This is a genomic window from Pseudomonas donghuensis (assembly GCF_000259195.1).
In the GTDB taxonomy this organism is placed as follows: Bacteria; Pseudomonadota; Gammaproteobacteria; order Pseudomonadales; family Pseudomonadaceae; genus Aquipseudomonas; species Aquipseudomonas donghuensis.
On record NZ_JH650770.1, the window covers coordinates 85,829 to 110,831 of the forward strand.

Annotated in this window: 25 protein-coding genes; 19 read left to right on the forward strand and 6 right to left on the reverse strand. The window is 63.3% G+C overall.

The window, feature by feature from the left end:
- The 4 genes from UW3_RS29755 to UW3_RS27255 form a co-directional block, all read left to right on the forward strand.
- Positions 1 to 298, forward strand: a 298-nt coding sequence (locus UW3_RS29755) for a pseudouridine synthase (RefSeq protein WP_010224191.1), incomplete at its 5' end; no start/stop codon positions are given.
- Positions 299 to 433: 135 nt separating this feature from the next.
- Positions 434 to 1,723 carry a M18 family aminopeptidase gene (locus UW3_RS0118125; protein ID WP_010224194.1) on the forward strand — a complete coding sequence of 430 codons (1,290 nt, stop codon included), beginning with the start codon at positions 434 to 436 and terminating at the stop codon, positions 1,721 to 1,723.
- Between the two features lie 162 nt (positions 1,724 to 1,885).
- Positions 1,886 to 2,050, forward strand: a complete 165-nt coding sequence (locus UW3_RS29015) for a hypothetical protein (RefSeq protein ID WP_010224196.1) — start codon at positions 1,886 to 1,888, stop codon at positions 2,048 to 2,050.
- A gap of 48 nt (positions 2,051 to 2,098) precedes the next feature.
- Entirely contained in the window at positions 2,099 to 4,258 is a 2,160-nt protein-coding gene (locus UW3_RS27255; protein ID WP_010224198.1) for a mechanosensitive ion channel family protein, read from the forward strand.
- Here UW3_RS27255 and phnR read toward each other — a convergent pair.
- A complete protein-coding gene (gene phnR, locus UW3_RS0118140) occupies positions 4,255 to 4,968 on the reverse strand; it encodes a phosphonate utilization transcriptional regulator PhnR (protein WP_010224200.1) in 714 nt (237 codons plus the stop codon). The genes UW3_RS27255 and phnR overlap by 4 nt on opposite strands.
- 293 nt (positions 4,969 to 5,261) lie before the next feature.
- On the opposite strand from phnR, the gene UW3_RS0118145 reads away from it, so the two are divergent.
- From UW3_RS0118145 to UW3_RS0118170, 6 genes are all read left to right on the forward strand, one after another.
- On the forward strand, positions 5,262 to 6,326 hold the full coding sequence (locus UW3_RS0118145; RefSeq protein ID WP_010224201.1) for an ABC transporter substrate-binding protein: 1,065 nt from the start codon (positions 5,262 to 5,264) through the stop codon (positions 6,324 to 6,326).
- A 132-nt stretch (positions 6,327 to 6,458) separates the two neighbouring features.
- A complete protein-coding gene (locus tag UW3_RS0118150; RefSeq protein WP_010224202.1) occupies positions 6,459 to 7,265 on the forward strand; it encodes an alkaline phosphatase family protein in 807 nt (268 codons plus the stop codon).
- A 5-nt stretch (positions 7,266 to 7,270) separates the two neighbouring features.
- Positions 7,271 to 8,104: an ABC transporter permease gene (locus tag UW3_RS0118155; protein ID WP_162471133.1), complete on the forward strand. Its 834-nt coding sequence runs from the start codon at positions 7,271 to 7,273 to the stop codon at positions 8,102 to 8,104.
- Positions 8,091 to 8,888 (forward strand): ABC transporter permease, encoded by a 798-nt coding sequence (locus UW3_RS0118160; protein ID WP_010224204.1) that lies wholly within the window; start codon positions 8,091 to 8,093, stop codon positions 8,886 to 8,888. The genes UW3_RS0118155 and UW3_RS0118160 overlap by 14 nt, the downstream gene beginning before the upstream one ends.
- A gap of 1 nt (position 8,889) precedes the next feature.
- Positions 8,890 to 9,879, forward strand: a complete 990-nt coding sequence (locus tag UW3_RS0118165) for an ABC transporter ATP-binding protein (RefSeq protein WP_010224205.1) — start codon at positions 8,890 to 8,892, stop codon at positions 9,877 to 9,879.
- A gap of 25 nt (positions 9,880 to 9,904) precedes the next feature.
- A complete protein-coding gene (locus tag UW3_RS0118170) occupies positions 9,905 to 10,558 on the forward strand; it encodes an HAD family hydrolase (protein WP_010224206.1) in 654 nt (217 codons plus the stop codon).
- Between the two features lie 80 nt (positions 10,559 to 10,638).
- On the opposite strand, the gene UW3_RS0118175 is transcribed toward UW3_RS0118170, so the two are convergent.
- The gene (locus UW3_RS0118175) at positions 10,639 to 11,601 is read right to left on the reverse strand and encodes an NAD(P)H-quinone oxidoreductase (protein ID WP_010224207.1); all 963 of its coding nucleotides are present in this window, start codon (positions 11,599 to 11,601) and stop codon (positions 10,639 to 10,641) included.
- A gap of 140 nt (positions 11,602 to 11,741) precedes the next feature.
- On the opposite strand from UW3_RS0118175, the gene UW3_RS0118180 reads away from it, so the two are divergent.
- Positions 11,742 to 13,829, forward strand: coding sequence for a carboxy terminal-processing peptidase (locus tag UW3_RS0118180; protein WP_010224208.1), 2,088 nt, complete (start codon positions 11,742 to 11,744; stop codon positions 13,827 to 13,829).
- 125 nt (positions 13,830 to 13,954) lie between these two features.
- The gene (locus UW3_RS0118185) at positions 13,955 to 15,733 is read left to right on the forward strand and encodes a bifunctional diguanylate cyclase/phosphodiesterase (RefSeq protein ID WP_010224209.1); all 1,779 of its coding nucleotides are present in this window, start codon (positions 13,955 to 13,957) and stop codon (positions 15,731 to 15,733) included.
- Here the strand turns inward: UW3_RS0118185 and UW3_RS0118190 are convergent.
- The 4 genes from UW3_RS0118190 to UW3_RS0118205 form a co-directional block, all read right to left on the reverse strand.
- On the reverse strand, positions 15,709 to 16,080 hold the full coding sequence (locus UW3_RS0118190; RefSeq protein WP_010224211.1) for a hypothetical protein: 372 nt from the start codon (positions 16,078 to 16,080) through the stop codon (positions 15,709 to 15,711). The genes UW3_RS0118185 and UW3_RS0118190 overlap by 25 nt on opposite strands.
- Positions 16,077 to 16,415 (reverse strand): helix-turn-helix domain-containing protein, encoded by a 339-nt coding sequence (locus tag UW3_RS0118195; protein ID WP_010224213.1) that lies wholly within the window; start codon positions 16,413 to 16,415, stop codon positions 16,077 to 16,079. Before UW3_RS0118195 ends, UW3_RS0118190 begins: the two co-directional genes overlap by 4 nt.
- Before the next feature lie 98 nt (positions 16,416 to 16,513).
- Positions 16,514 to 16,954 carry a YkvA family protein gene (locus UW3_RS0118200; RefSeq protein WP_010224215.1) on the reverse strand — a complete coding sequence of 147 codons (441 nt, stop codon included), beginning with the start codon at positions 16,952 to 16,954 and terminating at the stop codon, positions 16,514 to 16,516.
- A gap of 280 nt (positions 16,955 to 17,234) precedes the next feature.
- The gene (locus UW3_RS0118205) at positions 17,235 to 17,963 is read right to left on the reverse strand and encodes a BamJ family beta-barrel-assembly machinery protein (RefSeq protein WP_010224217.1); all 729 of its coding nucleotides are present in this window, start codon (positions 17,961 to 17,963) and stop codon (positions 17,235 to 17,237) included.
- Between the two features lie 327 nt (positions 17,964 to 18,290).
- Here UW3_RS0118205 and UW3_RS0118210 point away from each other — a divergent pair, with 327 nt between their 5' ends.
- The 7 genes from UW3_RS0118210 to UW3_RS0118240 all read left to right on the forward strand — a co-directional run bounded on the left by UW3_RS0118210 (position 18,291) and on the right by UW3_RS0118240 (position 24,994).
- The gene (locus UW3_RS0118210; protein WP_223253819.1) at positions 18,291 to 19,025 is read left to right on the forward strand and encodes a helix-turn-helix domain-containing protein; all 735 of its coding nucleotides are present in this window, start codon (positions 18,291 to 18,293) and stop codon (positions 19,023 to 19,025) included.
- 205 nt (positions 19,026 to 19,230) lie between these two features.
- Positions 19,231 to 20,304, forward strand: a complete 1,074-nt coding sequence (locus tag UW3_RS0118215; protein WP_010224220.1) for an SDR family oxidoreductase — start codon at positions 19,231 to 19,233, stop codon at positions 20,302 to 20,304.
- Entirely contained in the window at positions 20,305 to 21,576 is a 1,272-nt protein-coding gene (locus UW3_RS0118220; protein ID WP_010224221.1) for an aspartate aminotransferase family protein, read from the forward strand.
- A complete protein-coding gene (locus UW3_RS0118225) occupies positions 21,573 to 22,016 on the forward strand; it encodes a type II toxin-antitoxin system RatA family toxin (RefSeq protein ID WP_010224222.1) in 444 nt (147 codons plus the stop codon). The genes UW3_RS0118220 and UW3_RS0118225 overlap by 4 nt, the downstream gene beginning before the upstream one ends.
- A 5-nt stretch (positions 22,017 to 22,021) precedes the next feature.
- Positions 22,022 to 23,167, forward strand: a complete 1,146-nt coding sequence (locus tag UW3_RS0118230; RefSeq protein WP_026001394.1) for an acyl-CoA dehydrogenase family protein — start codon at positions 22,022 to 22,024, stop codon at positions 23,165 to 23,167.
- Positions 23,168 to 23,172: 5 nt separating this feature from the next.
- Positions 23,173 to 23,991: an SDR family NAD(P)-dependent oxidoreductase gene (locus tag UW3_RS0118235; protein ID WP_223253828.1), complete on the forward strand. Its 819-nt coding sequence runs from the start codon at positions 23,173 to 23,175 to the stop codon at positions 23,989 to 23,991.
- 10 nt (positions 23,992 to 24,001) lie between these two features.
- The gene (locus UW3_RS0118240; protein ID WP_010224225.1) at positions 24,002 to 24,994 is read left to right on the forward strand and encodes a fatty acid desaturase family protein; all 993 of its coding nucleotides are present in this window, start codon (positions 24,002 to 24,004) and stop codon (positions 24,992 to 24,994) included.
- The last annotated feature ends 9 nt before the right edge of the window (positions 24,995 to 25,003 follow it).

Sequence of the window (25,003 nt, forward strand, 5' to 3'; positions counted from 1 at the left end):
GACCAAGCCGCGCCACGTGGTCGACCACGAGCAAGGCAAGCATGCCCTGACGTTCTGGCGTATCGTCGAGCGCTGTGGCGATCATTGCCGGGTCGAGCTGACGCCGATCACCGGGCGCTCGCACCAGTTGCGCGTGCACATGCTGTCGATCGGTCACCCGCTGCTGGGCGATCGCCTGTATGCCTGCCCCGAGGCGCTGGCGGCCCACGAGCGGTTGTGCCTGCACGCGAGCATGCTGAGCTTTACCCATCCGGTTTCCGGGGAGCGGCTGCGCTTCGAGTGTCCGGCGCCGTTCTGACGGCGCCAGCGGCAAGCTTCAAGCTTCAAGCTTCAAGCTTCAAGCAGTCACTCTGCATCGAGTTGCGCCGCCTCTTGCAGCTTGCAGCTTGCAGCTCACCCGCTAAAATGCCGCCACTGCTGTCTGGAGTGACCTATGCGCGATGCACTGAATCAAGGCCTGATCGACTTCCTCAAGGCTTCCCCTACGCCGTTCCATGCCACCGCCGCCCTGGCCCAGCGCCTCGATGCCGCCGGTTACCAGCGCCTGGACGAGCGCGACAGCTGGGCCACCGTGGCCGGCGGTCGCTACTACGTTACCCGCAACGATTCCTCGATCATCGCCTTCAAGCTCGGCCGTCACTCGCCGCTGCTCGACGGTATCCGCCTGGTCGGCGCCCACACCGACAGCCCGTGCCTGCGGGTCAAGCCGCAGCCCGAGCTGCAACGCCAGGGCTTCTGGCAACTGGGCGTAGAAGTCTATGGCGGCGCCCTGCTCGCGCCGTGGTTCGACCGCGACCTGTCGCTGGCCGGGCGGGTGACCTTCCGCCGTGATGGCAAGGTCGAAAGCCAGCTGGTCGACTTCAAGCTGCCGATCGCGGTGATCCCGAACCTGGCGATCCACCTCAACCGTACCGCCAACGAAGGCTGGGCAATCAACCCGCAGACCGAACTGCCGCCGATCCTGGCCCAGGTCGCCGGTGACGAGCGCGTGGATTTTCGCGCCCTGCTCACCGACCAACTGGCCCGCGAGCACGGCCTGAACGCCGATGTGGTGCTGGACTACGAACTGAGTTTCTACGACACCCAGAGCGCCGCCCTGGTCGGTCTGCACGGCGAGTTCATCGCCGGTGCCCGCCTGGACAACCTGCTGTCCTGCTATGCAGGCCTGCAGGCGCTGCTCACTGCCGACAGCGATGAAACCTGCGTGCTGGTATGTAACGACCACGAAGAGGTGGGCTCTTGCTCGGCCTGTGGCGCCGACGGCCCGATGCTCGAACAGACCCTGCGCCGCCTGCTGCCCGACGGTGACGATTTTGTCCGCACGATCCAGCGTTCGCTGCTGGTCTCGGCCGATAACGCCCACGGCGTGCACCCCAACTACGCCGAGAAGCACGACGGCAACCACGGACCCAAGCTCAATGCCGGCCCGGTGATCAAGGTCAACAACAACCAGCGTTACGCCACCAACAGCGAAACCGCCGGCTTCTTCCGCCACCTGTGCATGGCCGAGGAAGTACCGGTGCAGAGCTTCGTGGTGCGCAGCGACATGGGTTGCGGCTCGACCATCGGCCCGATCACCGCCAGCCATCTGGGCGTGCGCACCGTTGACATCGGCCTGCCGACCTTCGCCATGCACTCGATCCGCGAACTGTGCGGCAGCCATGACCTGGCGCATCTGGTCAAGGTGCTGACGGCGTTCTATCACAGCCGCGACCTGCCGTAACTGCGCGGCGCCTGCATCGCTGGCAAGCCAGCTCCCACATGCCGAACCGGTGGGAGCGGGCTTGCCAGCGATGAGGCCCACCAGCCTGACCCCGATCAACCCCCACCCCGGCGATTCCCGCTATGCTTGAGCCATAACTCTCAAGCACAAGGACCTTGCCGCATGTCAGCCTTCCAATCCCTGTTCCTTCCAGTCATCGCCGGCCTGATCCTGCTGACCGTGGGCTTCAACCTGCGCGACCGCAATATCGGCGTGCTGATGATGTGGATCGGTACCCTGGGCATGATCGGCATCATGTGCTGGAAGATCCTCGAGAAACTCAACTGACAAATACACTACACTCGGGCGATTGATCGTTTTGAGGTTGATTGTCCGGTGCCTGCCTTTTTCCGCGTTGTTCTCCTGCTCCTACCCTTGCTCTTCATAGCGCCAGCGCACGCCGCCGGCCTGCCGGGCCTGCTCGGCGGCGGCAGCAAGGCCCAGCCCGAAGCCACGGAGCCCCTGGGCCAGTCGCTGGACGAAGTGATCAAGACCCTGGAGAACGACCAGCAACGCAGCAAGCTGCTGGCCGACCTGAAAAAACTGCGCGACAGTACCAAGCAAGCGCAACCCAGTGCCGAGCAAGGCGTGCTGGGCCTGATCGGCAGCACCTTCAACGAGCTGGAAAAACAGTTCAGTGGCGAGGCCAGCCCGTTCAACCGCTGGACCCGCGAACTGGAGCTGGCGCAGATCGAGCTCGACGCCCGCCTGGTGCCCTGGCACGAATGGCCGCCGATCCTCTTCGGCTTTGCCGCGATCATTGCCCTGTGGAGCCTGCTGGCCTACGCCCTGAACTGGGTCGGCCACCAGCTGCGCCTGCGCTTTGGCCTCACCGAAGAACTGCCGCAACATCCACGCACCTGGGACCTGGTGCGCTTTGCCCTGCGCAAGCTCGGGCCCTGGCTGGTGGCGCTGGTGATCACCGTGTACCTGAGCTTCGCCCTGCCCTCGTCGCTGGGCAAGTCGATGGCCATGGTCCTGGCCTATGCGCTGGTGGTGGGCACCTGCTTCTCGGCGATCTGCGTCATCGCCTTCTCCCTGCTCGACGGCCCGCACCGTCACCGCGCCTTGCACATCCTCCGCCACCAGGCCTTCCGCCCGCTGTGGCTGATTGGCAGCTTCGCCGCCTTCGGCGAGGCGATGAACGACCCGCGCATGGCCGGTGCCCTGGGCGATCACCTGTCGCACACCCTGGCGACCCTGGCCAACATCCTCGCCGGGTTGTCCACCGGGCTGTTCATCCTGCGCTTTCGCCGGCCCATTGCCCACCTGATCCGCAACCAGCCGCTGTCACGGCGCCTGACCCGCCGGGCGCTAAGCGACACCATCGAAATCCTCGGCACTTTCTGGTACCTGCCAGCGCTGGTGCTGGTGGCGATTTCGCTGTTCGCCACCTTTATTTCCGCTGGCGACACCAGCACCGCCCTGCGCCAGTCGCTGATGTGCACGGTGCTGGTGATCCTGTGCATGGTCATCAACGGCCTGGTCCGCCGCCACGCACTCAAGCCGCAACGGGCCAACCGCCGCCAGGCGGTGTACTCGGAGCGCCTGAAAAGCTTCGGCTACACCCTGGTGCACCTGAGCATCTGGCTGGTGTTCATCGAACTTGGCCTGCGCGTCTGGGGCTTCTCGCTGATCGGCTTTGCCGAAGGCGAAGGCCATGAAGTGGCGGTGCGCCTGTTCGGCCTGGCCGGCACCTTGATCGCCGCCTGGCTGGTCTGGATTCTCTCCGACACCGCCGTGCACCACGCCCTGACCCGCTCGCGCAAGGGCCTGGCCAACGCCCGCGCACAAACCATGATGCCGCTGATCCGCAACGTGCTGTTCGTGGCGATTTTCATCATTGCGGTGATCGTCGCCCTGGCCAACATGGGCATGAACGTCACCCCGTTGCTGGCCGGTGCCGGTGTCATCGGCCTGGCCATCGGTTTTGGTGCGCAATCGCTGGTTGCCGACCTGATCACCGGGCTGTTCATCATCATCGAAGACTCCCTGGCCATCGACGACTATGTCGATGTCGGCGGCCACCTGGGCACGGTCGAAGGTCTGACCATCCGCACCGTGCGCCTGCGCGACATCGACGGTATCGTCCACACCATCCCGTTCAGCGAAATCAAAAGCATCAAGAACTACTCCCGCGAGTTCGGCTACGCGATCTTCCGCGTGGCCATCCCGCACAGCATGAACATCGACCAGGCCATTACCCTGATCCGCGATGTCGGGCAGAAGATGCGCAACGATCCGCTGATGCGCCGCAACATCTGGTCGCCGCTGGAGCTGCAAGGCGTGGAGAGCTTCGAGTCGGGTTCGGCAATCCTGCGTGCCCGCTTCAAGACCGCGCCGATCAAGCAGTGGGAAGTGTCGCGGGCCTTCAACCTGGCGCTCAAGCGTCAGCTCGACGAAGCTGGCCTGGACCTGGCCACCCCGCGCTTGAGCGTGCAGGTGATCACCGCCGACGCCAGCACCCCGTTCAGCGAAACCCCCACCAAGGCCTAACCGGCTTCGGCCTTGATGCGGATCGCGTCATGGCGCCAGTACTCAAGGTCACAGTCGATCAGCCGCCCGTGCTGGTCGCTGTTGACCCGGGTGATGTGCAGGCCGGGGCTGCCGGCCGAGACCTTGAGCGCGGTGGCCGCCGCCACCGGCAAGGCGGTGGGCAAAATCTCGAAACGCACCCGGCCGTATTCGATGCCATAGCGACGCGCATAAAGCTCGGTCAGCGACTGGCTCAGGTCGTGTTCAAGAATCCCCGGGAAGTAGTCGGGGTTCAGGTAGTGCTCGGCATACAACACCGCACGGCCATCTATCCGGCGTAACCGGCAGATCTGAATCACACTCGACAGCGGCGCCAGTTGCAACCGTGCGCACACCGCTGCCGCCGCCGGTTGCAGGCGCGCCGACAACAGCTCGGTGCGCGCTTCGCGGCCCTGGTCGCGGACCATGGCGTGAAAATGGCTGCGCTCGATCAGGTCGTAGGTCAGCCGCTCGGGCGCGACAAACCAGCCGCGCCGCTCCTCGCGGTAAATCAAGCCGCGCGCCTCCAGTTGCACCAGCGCTTCCCGCAGGGTGATGCGCGTGGTGTCGAACACCTCGCTGAGCTTGCGTTCGGCCGGCAGCTTGCAGCCGGGCGACAGGAGGCCATGCTCGATCTGCTCCTGCAGGGCATGACAGATGGCTGTTACTGCTCGCGGTGGCAGTGGCTGCATCAAAGGTTACCTATCTGGACTAGTCCAGCACCGGCAGCGCCCACTTTTGGCGCCTTCAGGGCTATGAGAATAGTGCAAGCCTAGGCACTGCAGATGAATGCCAGATGACAGCCAGGGTGGTCTACGCTTGATTTTCAGGGCCCCAAGCCCTGGCCGGCAGCACGCCTGGACATCAAATTGTCATGCAACAGGCCTACCTTGGCTCAGGTATTGCTGACCTAGACCAACCGAACCGCAACAACGTCCAACAACACCATTCGCGTTTTGCAAGGCACCCCATCAAGGAGCTTCGGATGAAACAGTTTTTTCTGGCGTCACTGTTAGGCTCGAGCATTGCTCTGTGCACCACGGCCATGGCCGCCGACACCGACCTCAAGGCCCTCGAGGACGCTGCCCGCAAGGAAGGCGTGGTCAATAGCGTAGGCATGCCCGATGCCTGGGCCAACTGGAAAGGCACCTGGGACGACCTGGCGAAAAAATACGGCCTCAAGCACATCGACACCGACATGAGCTCGGCCCAGGAAGTGGCCAAGTTCGAGGCTGAAAAAGACAACGCCAGTGCCGACATCGGTGACGTCGGCGCCGCCTTCGGCCCGATCGCCGTGACCAAGGGCGTGACCCAGCCGTACAAGCCAAGCACCTGGGCGCAGATCCCGGATTGGGCCAAGGATAAAGACGGCCACTGGGCCCTGGCCTACACCGGCACCATCGCCTTCATCATCAACAAGCAGTTGGTGAAGGAACAAGACATGCCGAAAACTTGGCATGACCTGGAAAAAGGCAAGTACAAAGTCGCCATCGGTGACGTCGGTACCGCCGCCCAAGCCGCCAACGGCGTACTGGCCGCCGCCATTGCCTACAAGGGCGACGAGAAGAACATCGAACCGGGCCTGCAGCTGTTCACCAAGCTGGCCCAGCAAAAGCGCCTGTCGCTGGCCAACCCGACCATCCAGACCCTGGAGAAGGGCGAGATCGAAGTCGGTGTGGTCTGGGACTTCAACGGCCTGAGCTACCGCCAGCAGATCGACCCGAAACGCTTCGAGGTGCTGATCCCGTCTGACGGCTCGGTGATCTCCGGCTACACCACGATCATCAACAAGTACGCGAAAAACCCCAACGCCGCCAAGCTGACCCGCGAGTACATCTTCAGCGATGCCGGGCAGATCAACCTGGCTGAAGGCCACGCCCGGCCGATCCGTGCCGAGCACCTGAAACTGCCGGCGGAGGTACAGGCCAAGCTGCTGCCCAACGAGCAGTACAAGGCGGTGCAGCCGATCAAGGATGCGCCGGCGTGGGAAGCGACCTCCAAGAAGCTGCCACAGCTGTGGCAGGAGCAAGTGATCATCGAGATGGAGTGAACCCTTTGGGGGCGTCAGGCAGCCCCTGCCGCCCCGATCGCTGGCAAGCCAGCTCCCACAAGGTCCGGTGTATGCAGTGCCTGTGGGAGCTGGCTTGCCAGCGATGAGGTCAGCCACAATTTCGGAGTCCCTATGAACCACAACGTCATCCTGGTCCTGCTCGATGGCCTCAACCATCAGGTCGCACACCACGCCATGGGCCATCTGCATGCCTATGTCGAAGCTGACCGCGCAGCGCTGTACCGGGTCGAGTGCGAGCTACCGTCGTTGTCGCGCCCGTTGTACGAATGCATCCTCACCGGTGTCGCGCCCATCGACAGCGGCATCGTCCATAACAACGTCAACCGCCTGTCCAACCAGCGCAGCGTGTTCCACTACGCCCGCGAAGCCGGCCTGGGCACGGCAGCGGCGGCCTATCACTGGATGAGCGAGCTGTACAACCGCTCGCCCTTCGACCCGCTGCGCGACCGCCACACCCACGCGCCCAAGCTGCCGATCCAGCACGGGCTGTTCTACTACGCCGACCACTACCCCGATTCGCACCTGTTCGCCGACGCCGAATACCTGCGCCGCCGTCATGCACCGAACTTTCTTCTGGTGCACCCGATGAACATCGACGACGCCGGGCATCGCCACGGCCTGGACAGCAGCCAGTACCGCAACAGCGCACGCAGCGCCGACATCCTTCTGGCCGACTACCTGCGCACCTGGCTCGAAGAGGGCTATCAAGTGCTGGTCACCGCCGACCACGGCATGAACAACGACCGCTCGCACAACGGCCTGCTGGCCGAGGAACGCGAAGTACCGCTGTTCGTCTTCGGCGAGGCGTTCAGCCTCGACCCGGTCGCCAAGCCGCTGCAGACCGAGCTGTGCGGCACCCTCTGCGAACTGCTCGGCGTGCCCCACGACAAACCGGTGTGCCGGGAGCTGCTCAAGTGAATTCGATCAAGCGCGGCAAATGGCTGGCACTGCTCTGCCTGGCGCCTTTCGCGGTGTTTTTCATCATCTTCCAGATCGCCCCGCTAGCCTGGGTAATGCTCCACAGCGTGCAGGTGGAATCAAGCTGGGGCCTGGACAATTTCAGCAAGGTGTTCAACTCGAAGTTCTACCGCCAGGCGATCCAGCACAGCCTGCAGATCAGCTTCTGGTCGAGCCTGTTCGGCATCCTCATCGCCATCCTCGGCAGCTACTCGTTGCGCCGGGTCGATTCGCGCCTGCGCGACTTCGTCAACGCCTTTGCCAACATGACCAGCAACTTCGCCGGCGTGCCGCTGGCGTTCGCCTTCATCATCCTGCTCGGCTTCAACGGCGCGCTGACCATGCTGCTCAAGCAGGCCGGGATCATCGAAGACTTCAACCTCTATTCCAAGAGCGGGTTGATCATCCTCTACACCTACTTCCAGATCCCCCTTGGCGTGCTGCTGCTCTACCCGGCTTTCGACGCCCTACGCGAGGACTGGCGTGAATCGGCCGAGCTGCTCGGTGCCGGCGCCTGGCAATACTGGCGGCACATCGGTCTGCCGGTGCTCACACCAGCCCTGCTGGGCACCTTCGTGATCCTCCTGGCCAACGCCCTGGGCGCCTACGCCACGGTCTATGCGCTGACCACCGGCAACTTCAACGTGCTGCCAATCCGCATCGCCGCGCTGGTAGCCGGCGACATCTCGCTGGACCCGAACCTGGCCAGCGCCCTGGCGGTCATCCTGGTCGGGCTGATGACCCTGGTGACCTTCGTCCATCAATGGCTGTTGAAGCGGAGCTACCATGTCGCGCGCTGAACCGGGCACCTCGTCGCTGTACCACCGCCTGGTGGTCTACCTGCTGTTCATCATCCTCCTGCTGCCACTGGCCGGCACCCTGCTCTACTCGCTGGCCACCAGCTGGTCGGCAAGCCTGTTGCCCAGCGGCCTGACCTTCAAGTGGTACCTGGCGCTGTGGAGCGACCCGCGTTTTCTCGCAGCCTTCGGCCAGTCGCTGCTGGTCTGTGTCGGCGCGCTGCTGCTGTCGGTACTGCTGATACTGCCGCTGTTGTTCGTGGTGCATTACCACTTCCCGCGGCTCGATGCGCTGATGAACATCCTCATCCTGCTGCCCTTCGCGGTGCCGCCGGTGGTGTCGTCGGTGGGCCTGCTGCAGCTCTACGGCTCGGGGCCGATGGCCATGGTCGGCACGCCGTGGATCCTGATCGGCTGCTACTTCACCGTGGCCCTGCCGTTCATGTACCGGGCGATTACCAACAACCTGCAGGCGATCAACCTGCGCGACCTGATGGACGCTGCCCAGTTGCTCGGCGCCAGCACCTTCCAGGCCGCCTTCCTGGTGGTGCTGCCGAACCTGCGCAAGGGCCTGATGGTGGCCTTGCTGCTGTCGTTCTCGTTCCTGTTCGGCGAGTTCGTGTTCGCCAACCTGCTGGTCGGCACCCGCTACGAGACCCTGCAGGTGTACCTCAACAACATGCGCAACAGCAGCGGCCACTTCAACAGTGCCCTGGTGATTTCCTATTTCCTCTTCGTGCTGGTGCTGACCTGGGCAGCCAACCGCCTGAACAAGGACAAGTCCTGATATGAGCTTTGTCAGCGTACAGAACCTGCAAAAAAGCTATGCCGGCAGCACGGTGTTCAACGACATCAACTGCCAGATCGAACGCGGCGAATTCGTCACCCTGCTCGGCCCTTCCGGTTGCGGCAAATCCACCCTGCTGCGCTGCATCGCCGGGCTGACCGCCGTAGACAGCGGGCGGATCTTGCTCGATGGCAACGACCTGGTGCCGCTAAGCCCGCAAAAGCGCGGGATCGGCATGGTGTTCCAGAGCTACGCGCTGTTCCCCAACATGACCGTCGAGCAGAACGTCGCCTTCGGCCTGCGCATGCAGAAGGTCAACAGCGACGACAGCCAGGCGCGGGTCCGCGAAGTGCTGCACCTGGTCGAGCTGCAGGACTTTGCCCGCCGCTACCCGCACCAGCTGTCCGGCGGCCAGTGCCAGCGCGTGGCCCTGGCCCGCTCGCTGGTCACCCGCCCGCGCCTGCTGCTGCTCGACGAGCCGCTGTCGGCGCTGGACGCGCGCATTCGCAAACACCTGCGCGAGCAGATCCGCGCCATCCAGCGCGAGCTGGGCCTGACCACCATCTTCGTCACCCATGACCAGGAAGAAGCGTTGACCCTGTCCGACCGCATCTTCCTCATGAACCAGGGCCGCATCGTCCAGAGCGGCGATGCCGAAACCCTCTATACCGCACCGGTGGACGTGTTTGCCGCCGGCTTCATCGGCAACTACAACCTGCTCGACGCCGACAGCGCCAGCCGCCTGCTGCAACGCCCGGTGAGCAGCCGCCTGGCGATCCGCCCGGAGGCCATCGCCCTGGGCCTGGAAGGCGAGCTGGAGGGGCGGGTGCGCAGCCATAGCCTGCTTGGCAACGTGATCCGCTACCGTGTCGAAGCGCGCGGGGTAGAATTGCTGGTCGATGTGCTCAACCGCTCGTCCGCCGACCTGCATCCGGATGGCCAGCGGGTAGCCTTGTCGATCGATCCCACCGCCCTCTGCGAAGTCGCCTGAGGGTTGCACAGGAGTTGCTCTGAATATGGCACTAGCGATTTTCGATCTGGACGAAACCCTGATCCACGGTGACTGCGCGTCGCTGTGGAGCGAGCAGATGGTCCGCCTTGGCTGGGTCGATGGCGAATCCTTTTTGCGCCGTGACAAGGCACTGATGGACGCCTATGGCAAGGGTCACCTGGCCATGGAGGACTACATGGCCTTCAGCCTCGAGCCATTGATTGGCCGCCCCCCGGAAGAGGTCGAGCACCTGGTCGACCCCTGGGTGGAAGATTTCATCGAACCGATCATCTTCAGTGACGCCAGCAAAACCATTGCCGCCCACCGCAAGGCCGGCGACCGGATTCTGGTGATCTCCGCCTCCGGCACCCACCTGGTCAAGCCGATTGCCGAACGCCTGGGCATCGATGAGATTCTCGGCATTGAGCTGGAGGTTGAGCGCGGCGTTTATACCGGCAAGACCACTGGCGTGCTGACCTACCGCGAAGGCAAGATCACCCGCTTGCTGGAATGGCTGGATGAGCAGGAAGAGAACCTGGAGGGCGCGAGCTTCTACTCGGATTCACGCAACGACTTGCCGTTGCTGTTGAAGGTGGATTACCCGCATGTGGTCAATCCGGACCCGGTGTTGCGTGAGCATGCCGAGAATAACAAGTGGCCGATTCATACCTGGAAATGAAAGGCATCGCTGGCAAGCCAGCTCCCACAGGTACTGCATACACCTGACCTGTGGAAGCTGGCTTGCCAACGATTGGCGGCCTACACCAGACTCTCGTCGATCACCAGCACCAGCTTGCCCGACACCTGGTTGCTGGCAAGCTCGGCAAACGCCGCTTCTGCATCCTGGATCGGGAAGGCCTTGGCCAGTTGCGGCTTGAGCCGGCCTTCGCCGAACAGCGGCCACACCTGCTGGCCGAGGTCGCTGAGCAGGTCAGCCTTGAACTGATCGTCCCGGGTACGCAGGGTCGAACCCATTACCTGCACGCGCTTGCCCAGCAACTGCGCCAGGTCCAGCTCGGCCTTGCGCCCGCCCATCAAGCCGATGATCACCCAGCGTCCGTCCCGTGCCAGCAGCTTGAGGTTGAGCTCGGCATAGTTGGCGCCGACCGGGTCGAGGATCACGTTGAACGGGGCAAAATCGTTCAGCGCGTTGAGGTCTTCACTGCGCACCACGCCGCCGCTGGCACCCAGCCCTTGGCAATAAGCCAGGCGCTCGGCCGAGCCGACGCTGACCCAGCACGGGCTGCCAAAGGCCTTGCACAACTGGATCGCCGCCGAGCCGACACCACTGGCACCGGCATGCAGCAAGACCTTCTCGCCCGGCGTGAGCCCGGCCAGCTGAAACACATTGAGCCAGGCGGTGGCGTACACCTCGGGGATCGCCGCCGCTTCCTGCAGGCTCAGGCCTTCGGGGACCGGCAGCACGTGACGGCCGTCGACCACCACTTCCTCGGCCATGCCGCCACCGGCGAGCAAGGCACAGACCCGGTCGCCGACCTGCCAGGAGGAGCCTGCGCCCACTTCGCTGATCACCCCCGAGCATTCCAGGCCGAGAAACTCGCTGGCCCCCGGCGGTGGCGGGTAGAGCCCGGCACGCTGGAGCAGGTCGGCGCGATTGAGGCCGGCTGCGGCCACGCGAATTCGTACTTGACCGATATCGCAAGCTGGACTTGTCGTCGCAACCCACTCCACATGTCCGTCAACGCCTTGCAATGCCTTCACAGTGCCTCCATAGTTGAGTCATGACTGAGCCCGGGTGCTGTAGCCCCGGGCTTTTTGCATTATGCGTCCGGTTTTCATGGAACCGGCGAATTCAAAGACGGCCTAATATGCGTGATCAATTGTCCCTACGTCGAATCAGCATGAAGCATTTTCTGCCAAGCACCACCCTCGCCCTGTTGATCGGTCTGGGCAGTCTGCCATTGGCGGGCAGTGCATGGGCCGCCAACAGCTGGGATAAGCTCCAGCCCGACCGCGATGAAGTGGTCGCCAGCCTCAACGTGGTCGAGCTGCTCAAGCGCCACCACTACAGCAAGCCGCCGCTCAACGATGCGCGCTCGGTCATCATCTACGACAGCTACCTCAAACTCCTCGATCCTGCGCGCAGCTACTTCACCGCCAGCGACATCGCCGAGTTCGACAAGTGGAAGACCCAGTTCGACGATTTCCTCAAGAGCGGTAATCTCGACCCCGGCTTCACCATCTACAAGCGCTACCTGGATCGGGTCAAATCGCGCCTGGACTTCGCCCTGGCCGAGCTGAGCAAGGGCGTCGACAACTTCGACTTCACCACCAAGGAGTCCCTGCTGATCGACCGCAAGGACGCGCCGTGGATGAAGAACCAGGCCGAGCTCGACGACCTCTGGCGCAAACGCGTCAAGGATGAAGTGCTGCGCCTGAAAATCGCCGGCAAAGAACCCAAGGCGATCCAGGAGTTGCTGACCAAGCGCTACAAGAACCAGCTCACGCGTCTGGACCAGACCCGTGCCGAAGACATCTTCCAGGCCTACATCAACACCTTCGCCCAGTCCTACGACCCGCACACCAATTACCTGTCGCCCGACAACGCGGAAAACTTCGATATCAACATGAGCCTGTCGCTCGAAGGTATCGGTGCCGTGCTGCAAAGCGACAACGACCAGGTCAAGATCGTGCGCCTGGTACCGGCCGGTCCTGCCGCCAAGACCAAGCAGGTGGCACCGGCCGACAAGATCATCGGCGTGGCCCAGGGCAACAAGGAAATGGTCGATGTGATCGGCTGGCGCCTGGATGAAGTGGTCAAGCTGATCCGCGGGCCGAAGGGCTCGGTGGTGCGCCTGGAGATCATCCCGGCCAGCAATGCGCCGAACGACCAGACCACCAAGATCGTGCCGATCACCCGTGAAGCGGTGAAACTCGAAGAGCAGGCAGCGAAAAAATCGGTGCTCAAGCTCAAGCAGGATGGGCGCGACTACAAGCTCGGCATCATCGAGATCCCGGCCTTCTACCTGGACTTCAAGGCCTTCCGTGCTGGCGATCCCGAGTACAAGAGCACCACTCGCGATGTGAAGAAACTGCTGACTGAACTGCAGAAGGAAAAAGTCGACGGCGTGGTCATCGACCTGCGCAACAACGGCGGCGGCTCGCTGCAGGAAGCCACCGAACTGACCAGCCTGTTCATCGACAAGGGCCCGACGGTGCTGGTGCGCAACAGCGACGGCCGCGTCGACGTGCTCGAAGACGAAAACAACGGCGCCTTCTACAAAGGCCCGCTGGCACTGGTGGTCAACCGCCTGTCAGCCTCGGCATCGGAGATTTTCGCCGGCGCCATGCAGGACTATCACCGCGCGCTGATCCTCGGCGGGCAGACCTTCGGCAAAGGCACCGTGCAAACCATCCAGCCGCTCAACCATGGCGAGCTGAAGCTGACCCTGGCCAAGTTCTACCGGGTGTCCGGGCAAAGCACCCAGCACCAGGGCGTGCTGCCGGACATCGATTACCCGTCGATCATCGACACCAAGGAAATCGGCGAAAGCGCCCTGCCCGAAGCCATGCCATGGGACACCATCCGCCCGGCGATCAAGCCTGCGCTCGACCCGTTCAAGCCGTTCCTGGCCCAGCTCAAGGCCCGTCACGACACCCGTACGGCCAAGGACCCGGAGTTCGTCTACATCCGCGACCGCCTGGCGTTGACCCAGAAGCTGATGAACGAGAAAACCGTCAGCCTCAACGAAGCCGAACGCCGTGCCCAGCACGCCGATATCGAAAGCAAGCAGCTGGCGTTGGAAAACACCCGCCGCAAGGCCAAGGGCGAAGAGCCGCTCAAGGAACTGAAAAAGGAAGACGAAGACGCCCTGCCGGTCGAACCGGACGATACCAAGCCGGAAGACGACGCCTACCTGGCGGAGTCCGGACGAATCCTGCTGGACTACCTGGGCCTGAATACGGCGGTGGCGAAAAACAACCCGTGAAAGCGGTGATGGCAAAATAATGTGACTGCGCGTCATTGCGTCATCAAATAGTCATCAGACTGTCGTGAAATAAGGGACTGAGCGCCGTAGGTGCCCAGTCCCTTTTTTTCAAGGTAGCCCTGACAATGACCGTCAACGAACAGCTCAGCGCGTTGAGCACCATCCTCGCTCAAAGCGGCTTGCACAGCCTGTTCCAACCCATTGTCTGCCTTTCCGAACGGCGCATCCTTGGCTACGAAGCCCTCAGCCGCGGCCCATCCAACAGCCCGTTGCACTCGCCAATCAACCTGTTTGCCGTGGCCCGCCAGGCCGGACGCCTGACCGAACTGGAAGTGGCCTGCCGGGAAAACGCCTGCCGGCGCTTCAGCCAGCAGAACCTCGAGGGCAAGCTGTTCCTCAACGTCTCGCCCGAATCCTTGCTCGAGCCGCAGTACCAGTCCGGACGCACCCTGAAGATGCTTCACGAGCTTGGCGTGCCGCCCAGCCGGGTGGTGATCGAACTGACCGAACAAACTCCCACCGACGACTTCCAACTGCTGTTCAATGCCCTGCACCATTACCGCGACATGGGCTTCTCAATCGCCCTCGACGACTTGGGCGCCGGTTACTCGAGCCTGCGCCTGTGGTCGGAGCTGCGCCCGGACTACGTCAAGATCGACCGCCATTTCATCGACGGCATTCACCTGGATGCGGTCAAGCGCGAGTTCGTCGGCTCGATCCTGCAAATCGCCCGGGCCTCGCGCGCCCAGGTGATCGCCGAAGGCATCGAGCTGGCCGAAGAGCTCAAGGTACTGACCGAGATGGGCATCGACCTGGTCCAGGGCTACCTGCTGGGCCGTCCGCAGGAACAGGCGGCGCGGGATGTGCAGAACATGCTCGGACAACCGACGCAGGCGCTGCAGAGCCTCCACGAAGACAGCGGCAACCTCGCCGCACTGCTGATCGAACAGCCCGCAGTGAACCGCGACGCGCCAACCCCGCAGGTACTCGAGCTGTTTCGCAGCCAGGCCAACCTCAACTCGCTGGCGGTACTCGATCAGCACCAGCAACCCTGTGGCATCGTCCATCGCCACTCGCTCTCCGATGCCCTGCTCAAGCCGTTTGCCACCGAGCTGTTCGCGCGCAAGCCGATCAGCCGCTTGATGAGCGACGATTTTCTCGCGGTGGATCTTGGCCAGTCGCTGCAGCAGGTCAGCCGCCTGCTCACCAGCCGCGCCCGCCAGCGTATCGAAGAAGATTTCATCATCACCCACAACGGCCGTTACCTGGGCCTGGGACGGGTGATCGACGTGCTCAAGCTGATCACCGAGCAGAAGATCCAGCAGGCCCGTTACGCCAACCCGTTGACCCTGCTGCCAGGCAATGTGCCGATCCAGCAGTGCCTGACCCGCCTGTTGCAACAGCAGCGCGCTGCGGCGATCTGCTACGTCGATATCGACAGCTTCAAGCCGTTCAACGACATCTACGGCTACGCTCGCGGCGATGAAGTGCTGCTGTGCCTGGCTCAGTGCCTGAACGAACGGGTCGACCCCAGCCGGGACTTCGTCGGCCACATCGGAGGCGACGATTTCATGCTGGTGCTCGGTTCAGAGGATTGGCAACAGCGTTTGCAGCTGTTGCTGGAGGATTTTCACAAACAGTGCCGGCGCTTCTACCGTGCTGAGCACCTGCAAGCCGGGTGCTTCATTGCCACCGACCGTCAGGGCCGGCGCCAGGAATTCGCCTTGCTGTCGCTGTCGATCGGCGTAGTGCAGTTGCACCCACAGGCCTGTGCCGGCCTCGATGCCGGGCAACTGGCCGAGCTGGCCTCACAGGCCAAGCATCAGGCCAAGGATGTGCCGGGGCACAGCCTGCACCTGATCGATACCGCGCCCGCCGCTCAGGCTTCTTCGTGTTCGGGGTAGCTGTACTCGAACACCCGCACCACTTCCGAAGCATGCCAGGAGGCCGCAGCCATGCCATCGGAGGGACCGGAGAAACGCCCCAGGCGCTCGACGCACTCGAAAAACCCGGTACGCGGCAAGCGGCTGGCGCCCTGGCTGATCACCAGCGAGCTACGCAGTGGCTGCTCGGCGCGGGCATCAAGCGCCGCCAGGTGCTCCAGGGCAGCGGTCAGGGTCTGCATGGCCGGGCTGGGCAATTGCAGGCGCTCAAGCAAGGCACGGTAAGTCAGCAGGTGGCGTTGGCGGCGGGCGACGTCCAGCTCGCCGAGCAGGCCTTCCCAGTGCTGGCGGCTGATCCGAACGCTCACGACGGCTCGCTCCAGCCGGCCACACCCAGTTCCCAGGCCAGGCTGCGGCGAATCGCAGCATCCGGCTGGCGCTCACCACTTTCGATCAGCGCCAGGTACACCGGGCTGATGCCAACGCTGCGTGCCAACTGCTCCGGCGCCAGGCCCTTGCCCTCACGCAAACGCGCCAGCTCACTGAAACTCGGCAAGCTGGCGCTGTCGGTAATGTTGGATGGTGTGTTTTCGGCGGCACCCGGCTCGCCTTGCCCGGCGGCTTTGAGCAGCGCCTGGTACTGCTCCCAGGGAACAACCGCGTACTCGGGTTGACCGTCTCGGCTGATGACCTGAATACCCATTACAACCCCCTTGTAGGATTACGATATGTAATCGGTAGGCATAATCCTTATGCCAATTATATTACCAGCCAATAAGGGTGTGCAGGGTCGTGATGTGATCAGCTTTTTTCTTGCTCCAGGCGCAGGGCTTCGGGGGTGTCGGGCAGGCGTTCGACCACCCGCAGTTTTTCCGGTGCCTGACGGTTGCGCCAGGCGCTGAAGGCGGCCAGTTCATCGGCCACCGCTTTCATCACCCAGGCCAGTACGGCGATGTCATCGAGCAGGCCGACGCCCAACAACCAGTCGGGGATTGCATCCAGCGGGCTGACAAAGTACAGCAGCCCGGCCACCACGGTGATCAGCGCCTTGGGGCTGATCGCCCGGTACTCGCCGCGCCACCAGGCCAGGCACAGGGCCTGCATCAGGCGCACGTCCTCGCGCAGTTTTCCCAGCCGTGGGCCTTTGCGCGCCACGGCAAAAATCAGCGCCGGCAAACGTCCGCGGCTGAGCAGACGCTCGGCCAGGGGCAGAAATCGGGCGAAGTTCCACGGTGCTTTCATACGGCCTCCAGGGCCAGTGCCAAGGAAGGTTATCCACAATAATTGTGGATAACCTTGTGAACAGAGCTCAGTTTCAGGCTCAAGGCGCCCGCCCGGCAAGGGTCCGGGTTAAATCGGGCGTTTTTTACACACCTGTTTCAATCACGCAAACGTTTTGCCCGCCGCGCGCTCATCCATCAACAGGTGCAGCGCTTAAGACCCTGCACGGCCCCCAGGGTTCGGTAAACCCCAGAAACGACAACGCCCCGTCGAGACGGGGCGTTGCGGGGATCCGCTGGCCTTACTCGGCAGCTGGATCGGCAGGCTCTTCAGCCTTGGCCTGGTCCTTGATACCCAGCAGTTCCAGCTCGAACACCAGTACCGAGTTGGCCGGGATCATCGGGCTCGGGCTCTGGGCACCGTAAGCCAGGTCCGACGGGATGTACAGCTTGTACTTCTCGCCCACGTGCATCAGTTGCAGGCCTTCGACCCAACCCGGGATCACGCCGCCGACCGGCAGGTCGATCGGGCTGCCGCGCTCGACGGAGCTGTCGAACACCTTGCCATCGATCAGCTTGCCTTCGTAGTGAACGGTAACCACGTCAGTCGGCTTGGGCTGGGCGCCGTCGGCCTTCTTGATCACTTCGTACTGCAAGCCCGAAGCGGTGGTGACCACGCCAGCCTTCTTGGCGTTTTCTTCAAGGAACTTCTTGCCGGCGGCAGCCGACTCTTCGCTCATCTTGACCAGGCGCTCTTCAGCGCGCTTTTGCAAGGCGGCGAAGGCTTCAACCAGCTCTTCGTCCTTGATCTTCTGTTCTTTCTTGCCGATGGCATCTTCGATACCTTGAGCGACAGCTTTCGAATCAAGGTCGTCCATGCCTTCCTGAGCCAGGCTTTTGCCCATGTTCAGGCCAATACCGTAGGAGGCTTTCTGTGCCGGGGTCTTCAGCTCGACGCTGGTCTGCGAATCGCAACCCGCCAGTACCAGGCTAACCAGGGCAACCGCAGCCGCCAACCGATGCTGTTTCATGCTATTTCCTTGTTCATGCGCCAATAGGGCAATCGAGTAAAGCCGCGAGCTTATCAGGCGGCCACGACCAATGGCTACCGGGATAAGAGCGAGAAACGCCGGATAAGTTCACCGCTGTAGCCTAAGCAGGATATTACCGGGTGAGCGGGCCTGCGCTTGCACCTCATCAGGCGTAGCAGCATATGACAAATCTGCCAGAGTACATTTGTAACCACCTTTATCGACCAGCCCATGGCACACAGTTATCATCGGCGTCTGACCGGGTAGATTACGGCATGAGGCTACTCGTTCATTCAAGAGGACCCGCGCAATCGAAAAGGAAATCAGATGATGTGGGATGGCAAGGTTACCTTTGGCGACTACTGGTTCGGCTATGTCGGCAAGACCGACCAGACCAGTGCTCATGCCCACGTGGCAATCCAGTTGTGCATCGGTATTCACAGCGATGTCACCGTCGAACTGAAGGAACGGACGCTGTGCGGTGCCGGGGTGATCATCGGGCCCTTCGTCAATCACCGCTCGCGGCCCAATGCCGATCGCGTCGCCTTCCTTTATGTCTATCCGGACGCGCCGCTGGGCCGCGCCCTCAATGCGCTGCTCGATGCCAGCGGCACGGTCCTGGCGAGTGACGAAATCCTCGAGTGTTTTCGCCAGGCCGACAGCTTCGAAGAGGTGATGGCAGCGCTCAATGCGGTGCTGGTGGCCGATGACAGTTTCGACCCGCGCCTGTCCAATGCCCTGCTGCTGTTGCGTGAATATTGTGGCGGCACCGGCGCCGTATCGCGGGCGGCAAACGCCGTGGGGCTGTCCAGCCCGCGCCTGCGCTTCTTCGCCCATAGCCAGATGGGCGTGCCGCTGTCGCAGTGGATCATCTGGCGCAAGTTGGAACGCGCCTGCCAGTCCCTGGCCGCCGGCGCCAGCCTCACCGAGGCGGCCACCGACGGCGAATTCTCCGACCAGGCCCACCTGACCCGCATGATGCGGCGCATGATCGGCATGTCGCCCAGCCGTGCCGCGCTGGTACTGCGCAAGACAAGCGAATCGTTCAAGACCCTCTCCTGACAAACCGCCATCCTTGCCCCGCCCTCCTCCTCGGGATCTCCAATCAGTGGCGGGAAGGCTCGGCTGCGGCCCCGGTTTAATGGGGCCTGCGGCCAAACAATAAAAATTCGCTTCGCGACGGGCACAGTGCCCGCCCTTTGACTGCCCGGTCGCCTTCAGCGCCAACCCTCTTCATTCACTTCATGTCTGCAAGGAGCGTAAGCACATGTCTGAACATTCACGGATGACCGTTCTACTGACCGGCGGAGCCGGTGTACTGGGCGAAACCTTGATCGACCAGCTGGGTGATGACTACCGGATTATCTGCCTGGCGCGCAAAAGCCGGATTCGCCAGAGCAACGTCGAAGTGCTGCGCGGGGATATCTGCCAGCCCTACCTGGGCCTGAGCGACAGCGATTACCGGGCGTTGCTGGCCAGGGTCGACTGGGTGATCCATTCGGCCGCCATCACCCGCCTCGACGGCCAGGCCGAGCAGATCTTTTCAGTGAACTACCAGGGCACGGAAAACATTGTCAGCTTCGTCCAGGAGGCGGGCACGCCGCTGTACCACATCAGTACAGCCTTCACCCACCCTTGCGACTACTACCCTGGCGTGGTGCCGCAAACGCCTTATGAAATCGCCAAGCGCCAGGCCGAAAAACTGGTGCGCAGCGCCGACATCCCGGTGTCGATCTTCCGCCCCTCGATCATCATCGGCGATGCCGAGAACGGGCATATGCCCAACTTCCAGGGGTTTCACCTGACCATGGGCCTGATGATGTCCGGCTACCTGCCAATCATCCCCTGCCCGGAACGCGGCTATGTCGACCTGATCGCCCGTGACGTCGCTGCCGCGGCAATCAAGAGCGCCCTGGACCAGCGCCTGATTGGCGATGACTACTACCTCACCAACGGCCCCGATGCCCTGGACATCACAACCCTGCTGGACCTGATGTGCGCGGAGATGGCCAACCAGCAAAAGCCCTTCGACCGCCCGCGCTGCATGAACCCGGACATCTACGACCGGCTGATCCGTCCGGTATTCCTGCCGGCACTGGAAGAGAACGTACGTGCCGCACTGGGCCGGGCCACGCAGATGTGCCGCTACGCCAGCCTGCGTACGCCGCTGCCCAGCTCCCTGGCGCAATTGCTGCCGGCGCACCGCATGCATACCCGCGACCCGCAGCGGGAACTGGCCCGCACCCTCGGCCAGCTCTCGCCCAAGCTCTCGGCCATGCAGCGCATGCTCAAGGTGCCGGCGCCGGGTCCCCAACGATCCGCCATTGCCATGGAGGCATGAATGAACAGCATTACGGCCAACCCCAACGAAGCCCTCAAGGCAAAGATCCAGCAGCAGTACCGCAATCATGTGAATGCCGGCTATGCGCGCCTGGCGTCAATGATGAACCTGCAGATCGAAGCCTCCAGTGCCGGTGTGTACATCTACGACATCGATGGCAATCGCTACCTGGATGCCGGCGGTTATGGCGTGTTCCTGCTTGGCCACGGCCATCCCGAGGTGCTGGCCAAGGTCAGCGAGCAACTGCACAGCCACGCCATGGCCAGCAAGCTGCTGCTCAACCCCTATCAGGCCGCCGCTGCGGCGGCACTGGCCGAGGTCTGCCCGCCCGGGCTGCAATATGTGTACTTCTGCAGCTCAGGCACCGAAGCCACCGAAGCGGCGCTGAAGCTGGCCTGCATGAACGGCTGCCAGGCAACCCTTTCAACCATCGGCGGCTACCACGGCAAGACCCTCGGGGCCCTGGCCGTGACCGGCCGCGCGACCTACCGCGAGCCGTTCGCCGGCCTGCTGGGCAACACCCATTTCCTGCCCTTTGGTGACACCCAGGCCCTGGAACAGCAGTTGGCCAGCCTCGATTGCCGTGCCTGCGTGATTCTCGAGCCGATCCAGGCCGAAGCTGGCGTGCTGATCCCGCCGCCAGGCTACCTGCGCCGGGTGCGCGAACTCTGTGACGATCACGACGCCGTGCTGATCCTCGACGAAATCCAGTCGGGCCTGGGCCGAACCGGCTACTGGTGGGCCTGTGAGCGCGAAGGCGTGGTGGCCGACATCATGCTGGTCGGCAAAAGCCTGTCCGGTGGCTGCGTGCCGGTCAGCGCCATGGTCGCCACGGCGCGGATGCAGGAACCGCTGAACCGCAACCCGCTGATGCACACCACCACCTTCGGTGCCAACCCGCTGGCCATGGCGGCGGTGCAGGCCACCTTGCAGGTGATGCAGCGTGACGGCCTGGTACAGAAAGCCCGTGCGCTGGGCGAGTTGCTGCGCGGGCGCTTCGAACAGCTACTGGAGCAAAACGGCTGGACCAAACAGGTACAACTGCGTTGCGCCGGCCTGCTGCTGGGCTTCGAGTTCGTCGATGCGTCCATCGCCGCCAACATGGTCATGGCCCTGCTCGACCAACGCATCATCGTCTGCCATTCGCTCAACGATCACCGGGTCATCCGCCTGACCCCACCGGCGCTGTACAGCGAAACCGACGTCGAATGGCTACTGGACGGCTTTGCCGTGGCACTCACCTCCTCACTCCCGACCGGTACCCGCCCATGAAAGAAGTCCGCCTGAATGCCTTCATCCCCCGTCAAAGCGCCGATGAAGTCTACGCCGCCATCAGCAATTTCAGCGCCTATCCGCAGTACTGCACGTCGGTACGCAAGATCGACGTCAAGAACCTCAGCGAAAACGTGACGCTCACTGACTGGGAGGTGAACTTTCACAACGGCATCCTCAAGTGGCAGGAACGCGACACCTTCGACCCGAGCAACCGCCAGATCTCCTTCCGCCAGACCGCCGGTGACATCGATCACTTCTCCGGCTCCTGGCACGTAGAGGCCGATGGCAACGACGCCACCATTGCCTTCGATTCCTGCTTCGACCTCGGTTTGCCGATGCTTGCCGACATGCTCGATCCGGTCGCCGAACAGGCAATCTCGGAAAACATCCGCGCCATCATCAGCGGCCTGTTCCCGGCCAGTTACATCAAGGATTGATGACCATGACCCTGGCTTTACTGCAACGCTCGCGGGCCATTCTCGAGCACTTTGCCCCAGGCTTTGATGCCCTGCTTGGCGAAATCCCCTTCGCCGCACGGGAAGCAGCCGACAGCCCGGTGGTTGGCTGGTTCAAGCATCACGGTCCGGTGAGCCTGCTGATCAACCAGGAAGCTGGTGGACTGGGCGCCGACGCCTTCCAGGCCGTGCATGTACAACTCGCCCTGGGCGCACGCTCGCCGTCACTGGCGGTGGCCAGCACCATGCACCAGTTCTCGGTGGCAAGCCTGGTCGCCATCGGCCAGAACGGCGCGGGCGCCGAAGGCCTGTTGCTCTCAGCCATTGCCCGCCAGCGCTTGCTGCTGGCCTCGGGTTTTGCCGAGGGCGTACCCGGCGGTGGCATTCTCGACGCCGGCATGCAGGCTGAACAAACCCCCTCCGGCGTAATCCTCAGCGGCAGCAAGAAACCCTGCAGCCTGGGCAAGTCCATGGACTTGCTGACCGCCAGTTACAGCCGCATCAGCCCGGCGGGCGAAGAACTGATGGTCGCGCTTATCCCGGCCAGCGCGCCGGGCATCAGCCACCAGCCGTTCTGGCAAAACAGCGCCCTGGCGGCAGCCGAAAGCGTCGAGGTGCGCCTGGACCGGGTGCTGGTCGACAACAAGATGGTGTTTTCCGCCGGCCTCAAGACCCAGCTGGGCGAAGTCCAGACTATCGGTTTCATCTGGTTCGAGCTGTTGATCAGCGCCTCTTACCTCGGCGCCTGCCTGGGCCTGGTGGAAGCGGTGGTGGCGCAGCAGCGCTGGAGCGAACACCACCGGGTCGAACTGGCCGCGCAGATGCAACTGTGCCTGAGCGCACTGGAAGGCGCGGCACTTGATATCCAGCGCCACCCCGACGACCTCTCGGCGGTCCTGGCCCGCCTGCTGCTGGTGCGCTACGGCATAGAGCAACTGCTGGCCAGTACTTCGGACCAGGCTCACCAGATGCTCGGCGGCCTGGACTTCATCCGCTCCACCGACAGCTCGCAGTGGATGCTCAGTTGTCGCGGGCTGCAGTTCCATCCGCCAGCCAAGATAGCGATGAGCAAGAATCTCGACGCCTACCTGCAGGACGCCTCATTCAGCATTGCCAAAGGAGTTGCAGCGTGAACCTGATGAACAAGACCGTGGTGATCACCGGTGTCGCCCGTGGGCTGGGCCTGGAGACCGCCCACAAGCTCAAGCGCCTGGGCGCGACGGTGATCGGTATCGACCGCCTGGAAAGCGACGCCAGCCTGCACTTGGATGCCTTCTACCTGCTCGACCTGTGCGACCAGCAAGCCCTGGCCGAGGCCGTGCACTCAATCCAGGAACGATTCGGCGACCTGGATATCCTGGTCAACAATGCCGGCACCCTGACCCTCGAACGCGGCGAGACCGGGGTTACCGATGAAGTGCGCCGGGCCATGGAAATCAACCTGCTCGCCCCCTGGCAACTCACCGCCGCCTTCCTCCCGGGGTTGCTGCGCAGCCGCGGCAAGGTGGTGAACGTGTCGTCACTGTTCGCCTTGGTCAACGCCCCCTATGTTGCCGCCTATGCCGCCAGCAAGCGGGCCATGAGCGCCTACTCAGACGTGCTGCGCATGCAGTACCCCGGGGAGCTGGATGTGGTCACCGTCTACCCCGGTTTCATCGATACCGCCATCCACCAGCCCGCCCAGCGGGTGGGGCTGTCGGTCAAGCGCCTGGTGAGCTTCAAGCTGGGCGACAAGACCCTGCTGTCGCTTGAAGAAAAAATCGGCGCTGCCAGCGACGGCCTGGTTCGTGCCTGCCTCAAGCGCGGTTTGCGCAATCGCGGCCTGACCTTCCTCGGCACCGTGGCCATGTACAGTGCGCGCTGCATGCCGAGCCTGGTCGACGCCTTCATCGCCTTGCGCCTGCGCACGCTGACCAAGGCTGGACAACTGACGCTCAAACCCGAGCTGATCGAGTAAGGAGCCAGGCATGCACCGGCCGGCATTTCACAAGCCTGAACTCAAGCTCGAACGGCGCCTGTTCGCGACGTCCGCGCTGGAGTCGGCCCTGGTCATCGGCTATGCCCTGCTGCTGTTCGCCGTGCCCCTGCTGGCCTATGTGGGCCTTGCCGGACATGGCCCGGCGTGGGCCCTGGGCGCCCTGCCGCTGCTGATACCGGCGGCGTACGGGATGTTCCTGCAGGGCATCCTCGGCCACGAGGGGTTTCACTTCAACTTCAGCGACAAGCGCCTGCTCAGTTGCCTGCTAGGCGTGCTGTGCAGTTCGATACTTACAGGGTTCTGTGTCACCGGCTACTTCGTCGACCACTGGCAGCACCACCGCCACAGCAACGGCCCGCAAGACCCGGACTGGCGACTGTTTCGCCGCTATCGGCATCCGTTGATGCGGATGATTGTCTCGCGCTTGCAGGCCACCGCTCGCTACTTGCTGCAGACCGTGCAACTGGCGCTGCCCGGGGCCAGGGTCGAGGGCCGCTTGCCATTGCCGGCGCAGCAGATCCGCCTGCTGGCACGGGTCAACCTGCTGTGCCAGGCCGGCTGGATCGTCCTCTGGGCTGGCCTGGCCAGCCACTGGCCAGTGTTGCTGCCGGCGCTCGTGGTGTGCCTGCTGCTGGCCCTGCTGATTTCCGGCGTCAATGCCTACCAGGAGCATGCCTTCGCCAGCGACGTCGAAACGCCGATCGCCCGTTCGCGCACTTCGCTGCTGTGCAGCCTGCTACACGCGGGCTCGAACTATCACCTGGAACACCATCTGTACCCTCGGGTGCCGTGCTGGCGGCTCCCCCAGGTCCATCGGCGCTTGCTCGCCAGTGGCTGGTACCAGGACCGGCAGGCCTTGCTCGAGCCCAGCTTCATCGGCTCGTTCAGGTACTGCTCCAGCCAGTTCCCCTACAGCGGGGAGGTGCAGGCAACACCCGAGCGGGCACCCGCTTCGCTCGAGGGCAGCGGACCCGCCCGCTGACACTTCCAA